The following is a 13,281-nucleotide window of genomic DNA, read 5'->3' as shown; positions in this document are numbered from 1 at the left end:
TCACCATACAAGAACACATGAATAGGTCTTCATGTGTCGTCGGTATGATGTTCCCATGGGCCATGGAACCGACACCGCAGGCAGCTCCACCACCCGTGAGCGCCTGGACGCCGTCGGTACCGCCGACGTCGCCGCCACCCTCCAGGCCCTCGCGACCCCCTCCCGGCTCTACATCCTGGCCCGCCTCCAGGAAGGCCCCTGCGCGGTCGGTGACCTGGCCGAGGCCGTCGGCATGGAAGCCTCCGCCTGCTCCCATCAGCTCCGGCTGCTGCGCAACCTCGGCCTTGTCACCGGCGAACGCCACGGGCGCTCGATCGTCTACGCCCTGTACGACAACCACGTGGCAGAACTCCTCGACCAGGCGCTGTACCACGTCGAGCATCTGCGGATGGGGGCCCGCGACGCCCCGGTGACGCCTGCGGAGGAGGCGCCGGCCGGTCCCTGACCGACGGTGGCCGCCGCCTCCGCGACCCGGGCGGGCACAGCATCGGCCGGTTGTTGCGCGCCACCGCTGGTGGCGCGCAACAACCGGCCGGAGAAGTCGATCCGCGTCGGGCCCGAGCCTCGGACCCGGTGTCCGTCAGGCCAGAGCGGCTCCGAGGATCATGCCGCCGACCAGGCCCACGGCGCTGACCACGATGGCGATGACCGCGAGCCGCTCGTGCCGGACGGTCTTGGCGACGATGGCCAGGACCAGGCCGACCACACCGAAGACGATCGGCAGGAAGAGGAGCGAGATCACTCCGAGCACGATGGCGATGATGCTCAGTACGTTGCCGGTCGTCGCAGGCCGCGGGGCGCCGTGGGGCTGCTGGCCAGTCTGGTGATTGCCGTACTGCGTCGTCATGACCCACTCCTTAGTCGATCGGCCTGAGGCCTGGTCCGGCGGTGACCGGCTTGTTGCTCGGTTGCCCCGAACTCCCGTATCGACACATTGACTTGAGTTCGTTCGAGGAACCGTCCGCGCGATTCGCCGTCCTCGGCGCGCACGCCTGGGGCGCAATAGCGGCAGTGAGGCGGCCGTGGCGCCACGGGGGATGTGTGAGGGGTGGGTGAGGGCCGCTGATGCAATAGACCGACATGGCCCGGATGATGGAATCTGATTGCGACCTTGGGAGCGATTGAGTTCGGGGTGTGCCGGCCTGATGGGTTGGCTGGTGGGTGAACAGCGGGTTACCTGCCGGGCGAGTACCAGTTCGGTGCTGGTCTTGCGGCGGGTGGGCCTGCGGGCGGAGCGGTCGGAGACGAGTCCGGCGATGGCGAGATGGGGCTCGGTGTAGGTCTCGCGGCGGCCGGTGAACCGTTGCAGGGGCCGCCACTGCTTGTACTCGCCGTTGGTGTGCTCCACGCAGATCCGGGCCGATGGCTGGCGGCGCCGCTGCTCGTGCCAGGCGTGACGCTCGCCCATTGGCGCGTCATCCTTCGGTTTCTTCGGCGGGGCGCTGACCTGGGCGGGGGGCTCGTTGGCCAGGCCCCGGTAGCCTTCGTCGACTTCCGCCCTGACGTTCGGGTGCTGGCGGAACCGTTCGGCGAGGCCTTCGGTGCGCACGGCTGTCCGGTCGTGCATCCGGCCGGGCCGGACCACCCCGCTGAACAGAGTGCGGCCCTGCCCGTCGCTGAAGGTGGTGGTCTTGATGGTGTTCTGCTTCTTCTTGCCGGATACGAAGGCCTTGCGGCCGGGACGGCGCGCGCGGGCGGCGGACCTGCGCCTCGGTCCCGTCGATCCCCAGGGCACACCCTCGGCATCGGCATAGGCGAAGACATCCCCCCGCGTCCCCAGCCGCAATCCGGGCCGGTCGGGAACCGCGAAGCCCCGGGTCGCCAGAAGTAGGCGGACCTGTCGGACCGCTGCGGAGACGGTGGAGCGGTCCACCTCATACAGCTCGGCCAGCGCAGCGTGCGGCAGCCCCAGACGCAGATGCACCAGCGTGACCAGTAATCGGTTGACGAGGACCAGGCGCTGCCTGGGTCCCGCACCGGCTGCTCGCCGGCGGTCTCCGCCCCGCCGCTCGCGCAGCGCTGACTGGCGGCCGGCCTGCCACCCGGGAGCGAGTTCTTCGAGCAACATGCCGAGGTGTGCGCGGGAGACCCCGGACAGGACAGGATGGGAACAGGCCGCACGGGCCCAGGTATGCCTCACGACTCACCCAACCCGTGCGGCCTGTTCCCGCGTCACGGACCGGCCGCATGACTCCTCGAACAATCACAACACCTGGCATGATCCCTGTCATGTGCACACGGATCACATCAGCCGATATGGCCGATATCCACCAAGTTCTCGGTGATCACCATCGGTACTGGGGAGAACGCGATCTTCGGTCCCTGCACCTTCTGGCGCTGGTCAAGGAGTTCGGCTCTACCTGTCTGGTCGCCCGTGCCCAGGACGGAATCCGTGGGTACGTCATCGGGTTCGTCACCCCGGCCGGCACCGGATACGTGCACTTGATCGCTACCAGGGACGATGCCCGCGGCACCGGTCTCGGACGCCGTCTGTATGCAGCGTTCGTTGAGGTCGCGCTTCGCCACGGCGCACGGCAGTTGAAGGCGATCACGTCACCCGGAAACGTCGGCTCGATCGCGTTCCACCGCAGTCTCGGCTTCGACGTCAAGATCGTCGAAGACTACAACGGACCGGGCCAGGCCAGGGCCGTCTTCCATCGGCTTCTGCCCTTCGACGCATCGCGGCCCTGAACGGCCTCCGCCCCATCACCGGCAATCGCTCCCCGCGTCGTTAACCCTGATTGATCCTGATTCATCCAGGGAATGCGACTTCCATGCTCGTCAATCTCTCCGGAAAATCAGCCCTGGTCACCGGCTCCACGCAGGGAATCGGCGCGGCGATCGCCGCCGGCCTCGCGGGCGCGGGTGCCCGCGTCGCGGTCAACGGCCGCAGTGCCGATTCGGTGGCCGCCGCCATCGAGCGGCTGCGCCAACAGTGCCCCGAGGCGGAGTTCGTCGCCGCGCCGGGCGACATCGCCACCGACGAGGGTGCCCGCCAGGTGCGCGACGCGCTGCCGCGCGCCGACATCCTCGTCAACAATCTCGGTATCTTCGGCGCCCAGCCGGCGCTGGAGATCAGTGACGACGACTGGCGGCGCTACTTCGAGGTCAACGTCCTGGCCGCGATCCGTATGACCCGGGCGTATCTGCCGGGCATGAAGGAGAACGGCTGGGGCCGGGTGCAGTACATCGCCAGCGACTCGGCTGTGGTCATCCCGGCGGAGATGATCCACTACGGCGTCTCCAAGACGGCGCTGCTGGCCGTCGCCCGCGGCTTCGCGAAGGACGCCGCGGGCACGGGCGTGACGGTCAACTCCGTCATCGCCGGTCCGACGCACACCGGTGGGGTCGAGGACTTCGTCTACGAGCTGGTCGACAAGGACCTTCCGTGGGACGAGGCGCAACGCGAGTTCATGCGCAGGCACCGGCCGCAGTCGCTGCTCCAGCGCCTCATCGAGCCGGCCGAGATCGCCCACATGGTCGTCTACCTGGCCTCGTCCTTCGCCTCCGCGACCACGGGCGGGGCTCTGCGGGTGGACGGCGGCTACGTGGACTCCATCCTGCCCTGACCGCTGCGCCCGGGACGGAGTGGGCCCCACGGCCGCTCCCGACCGGAGCGTTCGTCCGTCAGGCGCGGTCGTGGAGGGTGATCCGGTAGCCGTCGGGGTCGGCGAAGGTGAATGTCCGGCCGAAGGGGCCGTCGATCGGCGCGCAGGTGATGGTGTGGCCGTCGGCGACGAGAGCGTCGTGGATGGCCTGGGTATCGGTGGCGTGGAGCCAGATCGCGGCGCCGATGCCGGGCTGGGCGACGGATGCGAGATCGGTGCCGGGAACGATGTCACGGAGCGCGAACGCGATCGGCTTCGTCTCGAAGACGACGGCATGCGGAGGCCCGGCCGGCGAGCGGACCAGGCCGAGGTACTGCTCGTAGAACGCCTGCGAGGCATCGAGGTCGTGCACCTGGAGCGAGATGAAGTCGGGGCCGGTGGCGGGCATGATGGTGCTCCTTCTGTTCGTGTCAGTATCCTGACACGAACCAATGTATGTCAGACTACTGACATGAGTCAAAACGGCGTCGGCATCGACCTGGACAAATCGCTGGGCTACCTGCTGAAGGAGGCCTCGAGCGCCCTGCGTGCGGCCATGGAGGAGGTGCTGCGGCCACTCGGGATGACCGTGACGCACTACTCCTGCCTCGAACTGCTCGCTCAGCGGCCGGGCTTGTCGAACTCCGGGCTGGCGCGTGGCGCGTTCGTCACCCGGCAGTCGATGAACGTGCTGCTCCAGACCCTTGAACGGGATGGCTACGTGACCAGGCCTGCGGAAGCGCGCGTCGGGAAGGTCCTTCCCGCTCGGCTCACGCCTCGTGGCCGGCGGAGCCTGGAGAAGGCGACCGCAGCGGTCCGGTCCGTGGAGGTGAGGATGCTGGCCGGCATGACCGGGACCGAGCAGGCGGCGGCGTTCCGGATCCTGCGGAGCATGATCCACTCCCTGCGCGAAGGGGGAGGCGAGGGCGGCGGCGATGCCGGTGGCGTGAACGCCGCGGCGCCGAGCTGAGCAGATCCTCGAACGAGGCGCGCGGGGTGTTGCGCCTCACCATGATGTCGAGTTCCCGGCCGCGCCGCCCCGGTCGTGGGCGACAGGGCGTCCCTGGCGAAGGTGGAGCAGGTGCCGGCTGTCGTCGTCGGTGATCAGGGTGGCGCGGTGGTTGCGCTGCCGGTGCTGGACCTGCCGGACCGTACCCTTCGCGGCCGGGCGGCCGTGGATTCCGTAGCCGTGGACGCCGAACTCGTACGGGCGGGACCGGCGCGCCGAGCAGTACGTTGCGGTCCTCACCGAGTCGCCGGCCCAGCGCCAGGTGCTGTGCGAACTGCTGAGCACACGGGCGGGGGTGCTGGAGCCAACGTCTCCGCGCACGTCGCCGCCCGCTACGAAAGGGGGGCAGCGGCCAACGTCGCGGACCTCGCCAGGCTGGCCCACCGCCGCCTTCCCGAGCTGGGTGCACGGGCACCGGCGCTGACCGCCGCCGTGATCATGGAGATCGGGGCGGTGCGGACGCACGCGCGCCCGTCCGATGCCATGCTCAGCGCCTACGACGCAGACCCTGCTTGGTGGAAGTCGAACAGAGCTCCGGCGTACTGCGCCAGGTCCTCGGGGGTGACTGGAACGGCGTCGACAGCCTCTGCCGCAGGTTCGGCGAAGACCGCGTCGAACAGGCCGGCCTTGCTGCCGAAGTGCCGGTGGAGCAGCGCGCTGTTGACCCCTGACGTGGCCACGATCCGCTCGACGCGTGCACCCGCAAGGCCGTACTCGGCGAACTCCTCGCCGGCCGCCCGTGTGACCGTGATCACGGCCGTCCCTCGGTGGTGCTGCGTAGGCTTGGGCCGCCGCTGGGGTGGGGCCCAGTGAGGGGGTGTGATCCTCCTCCGGCCGACCGACGGCGTGCCAGGAAAGTCAGCAGGCGGTCAGCGTGAGCCCTGGAGAACGTGGGGAAAGCTGCCCGGACCTGCGACTCGCTGTAGGATGTCGAAACAGCCCTTGACCTGCAAAAACGCAGGCAGGGAGCCTAGATCCAGGAGTGCCTCGATGATGCGCACCATGTTCAAGTCCAAGATCCACCGGGCCACCGTGACCCAGGCCGACCTGCACTACGTCGGCTCCGTCACCGTCGACGCCGAGCTCATGGAGGCGGCGGATCTGCTGCCCGGCGAGCTCGTGCACATCGTCGACATCGACAACGGCGCCCGGCTGGAGACGTACGTCATCGAGGGCGAGCGCGGCTCGGGGGTCATCGGGATCAACGGCGCGGCCGCCCACCTCGTGCACCCCGGCGACCTGGTCATCCTGATCAGCTACGCGCAGGTCGACGACGCCGAGGCGCGCGGCCTGGTCCCGCGTGTCGTCCACGTCGACGCGGGCAACCGGATCGTCGAGCTCGGGGCCGACGCCTCCGCTCCCGTTCCGGGTACCGACACCGCGCGCAGCCCGCACGCCGTGCCCGCGGCGCGCTGAAGCGACCGACCCGACAAAGGAGCACCCGTCATGGCGGACCGGAGCGGACGCAACGGAATCGACCTCGTCGACGACCGGGCGGTCGGCAAGCTGCTCGCGTACGAGAACGGCACGCCCGCCGGCGTCGTCGTGTACTTCGTGATGGACGGGGCACCCGCCGCGCTCGTCGCCGTGCACACGGTCGTCGAGCCGGGGCACGAGGGCAAGGGGATCGGGAGCGCCCTGGTCAGGGAGTTCTACGCCATCGCGGGCCGGGAGGGCGTCCCTGTCGTGCCGCTCTGCCCGTACGCGGCGAAGTGGGCGTCGCGCCACCCCGACGAGGCACCACAGGCCCCGGCCGAACTGGTGGAGCGGGCGAAGGAACAGCTCACGTCGCATCCCGAGCTGTACTGATCACCGGGGCAGGCGGCGGGGCCGGTAGCGTTTCGCCCATGCCCCTGGCTCTGCTGCACACCTCCCCGGCGCATGTCCCGGTCTTCGACGCCCTGCGCGACGCCGGCCATCCGGAGCTCGTCCTGCGCCACCTCGTGCTCGAGGACCTCCTCGACCGGGCCGGGGAGAGCGGGCCGCAGGCGGTGGCGGGCGACGTCGAGGCGGTGCTCGTCGCCGCGGTCGCCGAGGGGGCCACGGCGGTGCTCTGTACGTGCTCGACGATCGGCGGGGTCGCCGAGTCGCTCGGCCCGGCACTCGGCGTCCCGGTGCTCCGGGTCGACCGGCCGATGGCGGCCGCCGCCGCCCGCGAGGAGCGGGTCACGGTCATCGCGACGGTCGCCGCCACTCTGCCGCCGACCCTCGCCCTGCTCGCCGAGGAGGCCGACAGGGCGGGCCGGCGTCCGCCGGAGGTGCGCACCGTGCTGGTCGAGGGCGCCTGGGAGCGCTTCGAGGCGGGCGAGCACGACGGCTACCTGGATCTGGTGGCCGAGGCCACCGACGCGGTGACGGACGCCGACGTGATCGTGCTGGCCCAGGCGTCCATGGCCGGTGCCGTCACCCGTACGGTCACGCGGATTCCGGTGCTGTCCAGCCCGCGTCCGGGCCTGGCCGCAGCGGCTGCGGCAGCCGCCTCGGTGGGCCGGGCGGATCATTCGTAGCCCGAACGTATGGACTCGCCGGGCGCGGGCAGCCGCTCCGGGAGACGGTGGAGGAGATCCACCCAGACCGTTCGGAGGCCCGAGATGACCCATCCGTTCCCCGACCCCGTTCCGCCCGCGCCGACCCCGGGGCCCGTGCCGGGGCCGCCGCAGCCGCTGCCGGAACCCACACCGGTGCCGCCCGGCCCGGGGCCGACGCCGCCGGTCCCGACACCGCCGGGCCCCTCGCCCGACCCGATTCCGCAGCCGCCCGCGCCGAACCCCGAACCGGTGCCGCCGCCGGAGCCGGAGCCCTCACCGGTCGGCTGACCGATGCGCTCGACCGCCACGGGTGACCGGCCGCGGCCTTTCCGCCCCTCGGCCGGCTCGATGATCACCGTCATATTCCGTATTCGTGCCGGAGGCCCGACGTCCTGGGCCTCCGGCACGAGCCGCGATCAGGCGATGATCGGGACCACGGCCTCCGGCGTCAGCATCCGGAACGTGAACGACTGCTGGAAGTACAGGCTGACGGTCGTCGCGTCGTGCTCCTGGTAGCCGATCGACAGATCCTCGCCCAGGCACAGCTCGAAGTCGCCGCCCCGGGTGGAGAGCAGCACCCCGCCCGCCACCGCCGGCGCCCACAGGATCTGGTCGTCCAGCAGCCGGGCCAGATGGGTGGAGACGGGATATCCGTGGTCGGACGTCTCCGTCGCCTCCGTGAACGCGTCAGCGCCGAGCAGCAGCCGGTAGGGCCCGTCGACACCGGCCAGCCGCAGCTGGGTCAGCGCCTGGCTGACCGTTGCCGGATAGTCCCGCGCGTCCGCCGGAAGTGCCAGCGGGCTGTGCGAGGAACCGTCCCGCAGGCCGGTGATCCCGGCCGCCGCGTAGCCGTCGATGAGCGCCATGTCCTCTGCGAACGCACAGGTTCTGGCGGCGTCCTTGACCGGCTGCCAGTCGCTGTCGTCGGAGCCGCGCTCCACATCGTCCACGGCAGCCCGCGTCACCGTGAACGGCACCCGCCACTCGATGACCGGCACCGACGTGCGGGCACGCGCCAGCACATCGGGGGTGGGCGGGTCGATCTCCCGGAGGTGGCCGTCGCCGACGGCCGCCAACTGGGCGCCCTCGGGGCCGCGGACGTCGACGACGCGGCGGCCCGCCAGATGGCGGCTGAAGGTGCGCCGGGCCTCCTCCTCGATCTGGTCCCAGGCGGCTTGCGTGACAGGGGCGAGTTCGCGGTGGAGGTTGTTCATCACTGGGCGCTTTCTTGCAGGCTGCCGATGTGCAGCGAACCGTCACGGGAGCCCGGCGGGACCGGGGCCTGCGAAGCCGGCGCGGACGGCGGCTCCGGCAGGGCCCGGGTCCCGGCCTCGGCGGACGCGGGCGACGGCGGCGGGGCGTCGAGGAAGTCGGCGCTGGGGGCGTGGAAGAGCGTGCCGGTGACCGCGGTCGAGAAGTCGAGGATGCGGTCGTGGGTGCCGGGGGGACTGCCGAGGAACATGTTGCGGAGCATCTGCTCGGTGACGCCGGGATCGGCGGCGTACGCGATGAAGTACGTACCGAACTCACCCTGCCCGAAGCTGCCGAACGCCATGTTGGCGCGCAGGATGTCGCGCTCCGTGCCGTCCGGGTCCGTGATGGTGTTCAGCGCCACGTGGGAGTCGGCGGGTTTGACGTCGTCGGCGAACTCGATGTCCGTGAACTTGGTCCGCCCGATCACCCGTTCCTGCTCCTCGGTGCTCAGTGCGTTCCACGACGTCAGATCGTGCAGGTACTTCTGCACGACGACGTAGCTGCCGCCCGCGAAGTCCGGGTCCTCGTCGCCGACCAGCGCCGCCGACCGCGCGTCCGGCCCCACCGGGTTCTCGGTGCCGTCGACGAAGCCCAGCAGGTCCCGGTGGTCGAAGTAGCGGAACCCGTGCGTCTCGTCGACGACCTTCACCGCGCCGCCGAGCCGGCCGAGCAGCTGGGACGCCCACTCGTAGCACACGTCCATCCGCTCGGCCCGGATGTGGAACAGCAGATCGCCCGGGGTGGCGGGGGCGTGGTGGCGGGGCCCGTGGAGCTCCTGGAAGGGGTGGAGCGAGGCGGGGCGCGGCCCCGCGAACAGCCGGCTCCAGGCATCGGAACCGAACCCGGTCACACAGGCCAGCCCCGCCCCGGGGAAACGGAACCCGATGGAGCGGGCTAGGGCCGCCAGATCCGGCAGTGCCTCGCGGACAGCCGGCTCACCGCCCGGCTCGATCGTGGCGACCAGGATCAGGGCGGCGCTGGTCAGCGGCGCGACCACGGGCTGCGCCGCGGCCGCTTCCTCGGTGGTCCCGGGCATGCGGCGGCTCCATGGGATGGCGTGGGCGACAAGGCAGTACGGCGGTACCCGCGTACGTGACGGCAGCGGGGCCCGCTGCCACTTACCCACACCCGGCGGGGTGCCGCACCCCAGCGCGTCCGACCGGGCGATGTCCGCGCCGGCGCCTCGCACGTCCCCCCCGGAACGTTCACTCGTCCGCGAGGTCACTCCGGCTGCACGCCAGCACGCCCGTGGTGCTCGAAAGCCGGGCCATCAGCGCGTCCGGATCGCCCCTGCCCTGCACGACGAGCGCGACCTCGACGGTCCGCTCGGGCGGCGGCTCGGTCTCCGACCGGCGGCGGCGCCGGAACATTCCCTCGCCGTCGGCGGCGAGCGTGGTCAGCTCGGAGATCGCGAACCCCGCCTCCGTGCAGTGCTTGACCAGCTCCCGCAGCGCGCCCACCCCCTCCGTGTAAGTGATCCGGTACCCGATCGAGGCGTTGCGCAGCGCCGGGAGGCGGTGAGCCAGCGGCCGGACGCCGTACGACACCAGGAAGTAGGCGAGTGTGGCGAGAGTCGCGAGGACGGGCAGGCCCGCGCCGGCCGCGCAGCCGACCGCCGCGGTCAGCCAGATCGACGCGGCCGTCGTCAGCCCCTTGACCGAGCCGCGGTGGACGAAGATGACGCCACCGCCGATGAACCCGAGCCCGGAGACGATCTGCGCCGCCACCCGGGACGGGTCCAACTCGACCTGTCCGGTGACCAGTACGTCCGAGAAGCCGAACTTGCTGACCAGGGTGAACAGGGCGGCCCCGAGCCCGACGATCGTGTACGTGCGCAGACCGGCCGCCTTCTGGCGGATCTCCCGTTCGATCCCGATCGCGCACGAGAGCCCGAACGCGATGCCGAACTGTGCCGCGTGCGTCCAGTTCTGACCGAACGGTTCATTGATGTCGATTGCCACAGACCCTCCGAAACCCTTGAGACCTTCCGGGCAGCCGGCCGCCGGAAGGAAAGCGCCGTCGCTCCCGCCGTGCCGGGCGGTGCGACGGTTGCGGCGGCGCGATCCTTCACCGTACCGGCCGGTCGGGCACGGCCCGAGGCGCCGCCGGGACTGCGGGGTCGGGGATTGCGCCGATCGGGCAGCGAACCGTGCCGCCTCCCGTCTGCGGCCGACGGCAGGCGGACGCCCGCCGTGTGCTCCATCCACGTCATCCCCATGGCTGTCCGGCGCCCCACCGTGGCGCCCCTGCCGGGCTCCGGCGGGTGGGCACCGTACGGTCGGGCCCGTAGGCGCGAAATCGCGCGGAATCGTCCCGGACGGCTGACGCCGGGGCCCTGCGGAAGATGTGAGATGGCAAAGATCCTTTTCGTGATGACCGGTTCCGACCACTGGACCCTGGCCGACGGGAGCGTGCACCCGACCGGTTTCTGGGCCGAGGAAGCCGTCGCACCGTACGAGCGGTTCAAGGCGGCCGGGTACGAGATCGTCGTCGCCACTCCCGGCGGCGTGGTGCCGACCGTGGACCGGGGAAGTCTGGCGCCGGAGTTCAACGACGGTCAGGAGAACGCCGACCGGGTGGCGAACGTCCTCGCCTCCATGAACGAACTCCAGCAGCCGCTGAGCCTGGCGGACGTCGACCTGGCGGACTACGCGGCGGTGTTCTACCCCGGCGGCCACGGCCCCATGGAGGACCTGGCGGTGAACGTGGACTCCGGGAAGCTGCTGACCAGGGCGCTGGAAGTGAGGCTGCCCCTCGGCATCGTCTGCCACGCCCCGGCCGCCGTGCTCGCGGCCACGAAGAGCGACGGCACCAACGCCTTCGCCGGCTACCGGCTCACCGGTTTCACCAACACGGAGGAGAGCCAGGCCGGCTTCGCGGACAAGGCCAAGTGGCTGCTCCAGGACCGCCTCGTGGAGATCGGCACCGACTTCCAGGAGGGCGAGCCGTGGGCCCCGTACGTGGTCGTCGACCGCAATCTGGTCACCGGCCAGAACCCGGCCTCCGCCGCACCGCTCGCGGGGGAGCTGCTCAAGAAGCTCGCCTGAGCCGTCGGGTCCGGCCGCGCCGGACCCGTACCGGAAACTCCGGCCGGAGGAACTGATATCCCGGCCGCCCGCGGCGGTCTCCCAGTCATCGGGCATCATCGGCGGCCTACAGGACAGGGATCTGAGACATGAGCAGTCAGCAGCACACGGTGGACCCGGTGCCACTGGTGATCGCCGCGCGCAACGGGGACGCGGGGGCGCAGGACGCACTGGCCAGCGCCTACCTTCCGCTCGTCTACAACATCGTGGGCCGGGCCCTGAACGGTTCGGCGGACGTCGACGACGTGGTGCAGGACACCATGCTGCGCGCACTGGACGGCCTCGGCGCTCTGCGCACCCCGGAGAGTTTCCGCTCCTGGCTGGTGGCGATCGCGATGAACCAGATACGTGCGCACTGGCGGGACCGCGACATCGCCCCCGGAACGCTGGAGGAGGCCGGGGAGATCGCCGACCCGGGGGCCGACTTCGTCGACCTGACGATGATGCGCCTGCAGTTGTCCGGACAGCGCCAGGAGACGGCGTGCGCGACGCGCTGGCTGGAGCCGGACGACCGGGGCCTGCTGTCGCTGTGGTGGCTGGAGTGCGCGGGGGAGCTGACCCGGACCGAGGTGGCCCAGGCGCTGGAGCTCTCGCCGCAGTACGCGGCGGTCCGGGTGCAGCGGATGAAGGCGCAGCTGGAGACGGCCCGCGTCGTCGTGCGGGCCCTCGGCGCGCAGCCGCCGTGCGAGGAGCTGCGCGCCGTCCTCACCACCTGGGACGGCCGCCCCTCGGCCCTGTGGCGCAAGCGAATAGCCCGGCACGCCCGTGACTGCCTCCGGTGCGCCGGACTGTGGAGCGGCCTGATGCCCGCCGAGGGCCTGCTGGCCGGACTCGCGCTGGTGGCCGTGCCCGCGGCGCTCCTCGTGCTGTGGCCCGCCCGGGACGACACGGCGCCGGTCGCCGCCGCACATGCTCTCGACGCCGCAGCGGGCGACGGCGCGACCGCGGCCCGTGCCGGCCGCCACCGGTCCGGGGGCGGCCGGCACACGGGCGGCCGGGACGCCTCCCGAGCTGCCGCACGCCGGCGCCGGCGGATCCAGCGCCGGGCGGTCGGCGGCGCGGTGGTGGTGGCGTGCATGACCGGCGGGGGCCTCTGGTACGCGGCCCTCGGGCCCGGAGCGGGGACCGAGGGGGACAGCGCGTCGCGCACCTCGGCGGCGCCCATCGCCGATCTCACGGCGTCCGAGAGCCCGGCCACCACCTCGTCGCCGCCCTCGGCGTCCGCGTCGCCCTCACGCTCGCACTCGGTCTCGCCCTCGCCGTCCACCAAGCGGAGCACCTCCGCCTCCCCGGCCCGCAAACCGCCCAGGACCGTCGCCCCGCCGCCGGAGAAGACGTCCGTACCCCGCCCGTCGAATGCCCCAGCCACGCAACCCGCCCCCGCGAGCGAGACGGCCCAGGTCGTAGCCCTGGTCAACCAGGAGCGGGCGAAGGCCGGATGCGGGCCGGTCAAGGAGGACGCGCAGCTCACGGACGCGGCACTGCGCCACTCCGAGGACATGGCCGCCCGTGACTTCTTCGAGCACACCAACCCCGACGGCGCCGACCCCGGACGCCGCATCACCGACGCCGGCTACCACTGGTCGACGTACGGCGAGAACATAGCCCGGGGTCAGCAGACTCCCGCATCGGTGATGGAGTCCTGGATGAACAGCCCGGGTCACCGCGCCAACATCCTCAACTGTTCCTTCAAGGACCTCGGCGTCGGCATCCACAAGGGCTCCGGCGGACCGTGGTGGACCCAGGACTTCGGCGCCAGGATGTGAGCCGTCCGGCACAGCGGGTCCGGCACACCTGTCCGGAGCCGGCCGGCCGGT

General features: G+C 71.4%; 17 protein-coding genes and 1 pseudogene. 10 read left to right on the top strand and 8 right to left on the bottom strand.

Annotation, left to right across the window (positions count from 1 at the left end; translation table 11 throughout):
- The first annotated feature begins 55 nt into the window (after window positions 1-55).
- The gene (locus EDD93_RS35080; protein ID WP_123530305.1) at window positions 56-445 is read left to right on the top strand and encodes a metalloregulator ArsR/SmtB family transcription factor; all 390 of its coding nucleotides are present in this window, start codon (window positions 56-58) and stop codon (window positions 443-445) included.
- 135 nt (window positions 446-580) lie between these two features.
- Here the strand turns inward: EDD93_RS35080 and EDD93_RS40745 are convergent, their stop codons facing one another.
- Window positions 581-2,068, bottom strand: coding sequence for a transposase family protein (locus tag EDD93_RS40745; protein ID WP_311318351.1), 1,488 nt, complete (start codon window positions 2,066-2,068; stop codon window positions 581-583).
- Between the two features lie 161 nt (window positions 2,069-2,229).
- On the opposite strand from EDD93_RS40745, the gene EDD93_RS35060 reads away from it, so the two are divergent.
- Both EDD93_RS35060 and EDD93_RS35055 read left to right on the top strand, forming a co-directional pair.
- Entirely contained in the window at window positions 2,230-2,691 is a 462-nt protein-coding gene (locus EDD93_RS35060; RefSeq protein ID WP_260256094.1) for a GNAT family N-acetyltransferase, read from the top strand.
- A gap of 83 nt (window positions 2,692-2,774) precedes the next feature.
- Entirely contained in the window at window positions 2,775-3,569 is a 795-nt protein-coding gene (locus tag EDD93_RS35055; protein ID WP_123530303.1) for an SDR family NAD(P)-dependent oxidoreductase, read from the top strand.
- 58 nt (window positions 3,570-3,627) lie between these two features.
- Here the strand turns inward: EDD93_RS35055 and EDD93_RS35050 are convergent, their stop codons facing one another.
- Entirely contained in the window at window positions 3,628-3,996 is a 369-nt protein-coding gene (locus EDD93_RS35050) for a VOC family protein (RefSeq protein WP_123530302.1), read from the bottom strand.
- A 63-nt stretch (window positions 3,997-4,059) separates the two neighbouring features.
- On the opposite strand from EDD93_RS35050, the gene EDD93_RS35045 reads away from it, so the two are divergent.
- Entirely contained in the window at window positions 4,060-4,557 is a 498-nt protein-coding gene (locus tag EDD93_RS35045) for a MarR family winged helix-turn-helix transcriptional regulator (RefSeq protein ID WP_123530301.1), read from the top strand.
- Between the two features lie 36 nt (window positions 4,558-4,593).
- Here EDD93_RS35045 and EDD93_RS39975 read toward each other — a convergent pair whose 3' ends face one another.
- Window positions 4,594-4,917 carry a hypothetical protein gene (locus EDD93_RS39975; protein ID WP_260256093.1) on the bottom strand — a complete coding sequence of 108 codons (324 nt, stop codon included), beginning with the start codon at window positions 4,915-4,917 and terminating at the stop codon, window positions 4,594-4,596.
- On the opposite strand from EDD93_RS39975, the pseudogene EDD93_RS35035 reads away from it, so the two are divergent.
- Window positions 4,864-5,049, top strand: a pseudogene (locus EDD93_RS35035) (hypothetical protein); the annotation flags it as partial. The gene EDD93_RS39975 and the pseudogene EDD93_RS35035 overlap by 54 nt on opposite strands.
- Window positions 5,050-5,090: 41 nt before the next feature.
- On the opposite strand, the gene EDD93_RS35030 reads toward EDD93_RS35035, so the two are convergent.
- Window positions 5,091-5,351, bottom strand: a complete 261-nt coding sequence (locus EDD93_RS35030) for a TetR/AcrR family transcriptional regulator (RefSeq protein ID WP_185092620.1) — start codon at window positions 5,349-5,351, stop codon at window positions 5,091-5,093.
- A 235-nt stretch (window positions 5,352-5,586) separates the two neighbouring features.
- On the opposite strand from EDD93_RS35030, the gene panD reads away from it, so the two are divergent.
- From panD to EDD93_RS35015, 3 genes are read left to right on the top strand one after another with little or no spacing between them, the layout of a single operon-like run.
- Window positions 5,587-6,012, top strand: a complete 426-nt coding sequence (gene panD / locus EDD93_RS35025; RefSeq protein WP_123530296.1) for an aspartate 1-decarboxylase — start codon at window positions 5,587-5,589, stop codon at window positions 6,010-6,012.
- Window positions 6,013-6,042: 30 nt separating this feature from the next.
- Window positions 6,043-6,405, top strand: a complete 363-nt coding sequence (locus EDD93_RS35020) for a GNAT family N-acetyltransferase (protein ID WP_123530294.1) — start codon at window positions 6,043-6,045, stop codon at window positions 6,403-6,405.
- A 38-nt stretch (window positions 6,406-6,443) separates the two neighbouring features.
- Window positions 6,444-7,103 (top strand): aspartate/glutamate racemase family protein, encoded by a 660-nt coding sequence (locus tag EDD93_RS35015; protein ID WP_123530292.1) that lies wholly within the window; start codon window positions 6,444-6,446, stop codon window positions 7,101-7,103.
- On the opposite strand, the gene EDD93_RS39480 is transcribed toward EDD93_RS35015, so the two are convergent.
- The 4 genes from EDD93_RS39480 to EDD93_RS34995 all read right to left on the bottom strand — a co-directional run bounded on the left by EDD93_RS39480 (window position 7,094) and on the right by EDD93_RS34995 (window position 10,339).
- Entirely contained in the window at window positions 7,094-7,486 is a 393-nt protein-coding gene (locus EDD93_RS39480; RefSeq protein WP_148083925.1) for a hypothetical protein, read from the bottom strand. The genes EDD93_RS35015 and EDD93_RS39480 overlap by 10 nt on opposite strands.
- A 54-nt stretch (window positions 7,487-7,540) precedes the next feature.
- Window positions 7,541-8,338, bottom strand: coding sequence for a family 1 encapsulin nanocompartment shell protein (locus EDD93_RS35005; protein WP_123530283.1), 798 nt, complete (start codon window positions 8,336-8,338; stop codon window positions 7,541-7,543).
- Window positions 8,338-9,414 (bottom strand): Dyp-type peroxidase, encoded by a 1,077-nt coding sequence (locus EDD93_RS35000; protein WP_123530281.1) that lies wholly within the window; start codon window positions 9,412-9,414, stop codon window positions 8,338-8,340. Before EDD93_RS35000 ends, EDD93_RS35005 begins: the two co-directional genes overlap by 1 nt.
- Before the next feature lie 169 nt (window positions 9,415-9,583).
- A complete protein-coding gene (locus EDD93_RS34995; RefSeq protein WP_123530279.1) occupies window positions 9,584-10,339 on the bottom strand; it encodes an MgtC/SapB family protein in 756 nt (251 codons plus the stop codon).
- 390 nt (window positions 10,340-10,729) lie between these two features.
- Here EDD93_RS34995 and EDD93_RS34990 point away from each other — a divergent pair, with 390 nt between their 5' ends.
- Together EDD93_RS34990 and EDD93_RS34985 are read left to right on the top strand one after the other, a co-directional pair.
- Entirely contained in the window at window positions 10,730-11,425 is a 696-nt protein-coding gene (locus EDD93_RS34990) for a type 1 glutamine amidotransferase domain-containing protein (protein WP_123530277.1), read from the top strand.
- A 128-nt stretch (window positions 11,426-11,553) separates the two neighbouring features.
- Window positions 11,554-13,230: a sigma-70 family RNA polymerase sigma factor gene (locus tag EDD93_RS34985; protein WP_123530275.1), complete on the top strand. Its 1,677-nt coding sequence runs from the start codon at window positions 11,554-11,556 to the stop codon at window positions 13,228-13,230.
- Window positions 13,231-13,281: the final 51 nt, after the last annotated feature.

Source organism: Streptomyces sp. 840.1, from assembly GCF_003751445.1.
GTDB lineage: Bacteria > Actinomycetota > Actinomycetes > Streptomycetales > Streptomycetaceae > Streptomyces.
Note: the sequence above shows the minus strand (reverse complement) of the source record. Positions and strands in the feature narration are given on the sequence as shown.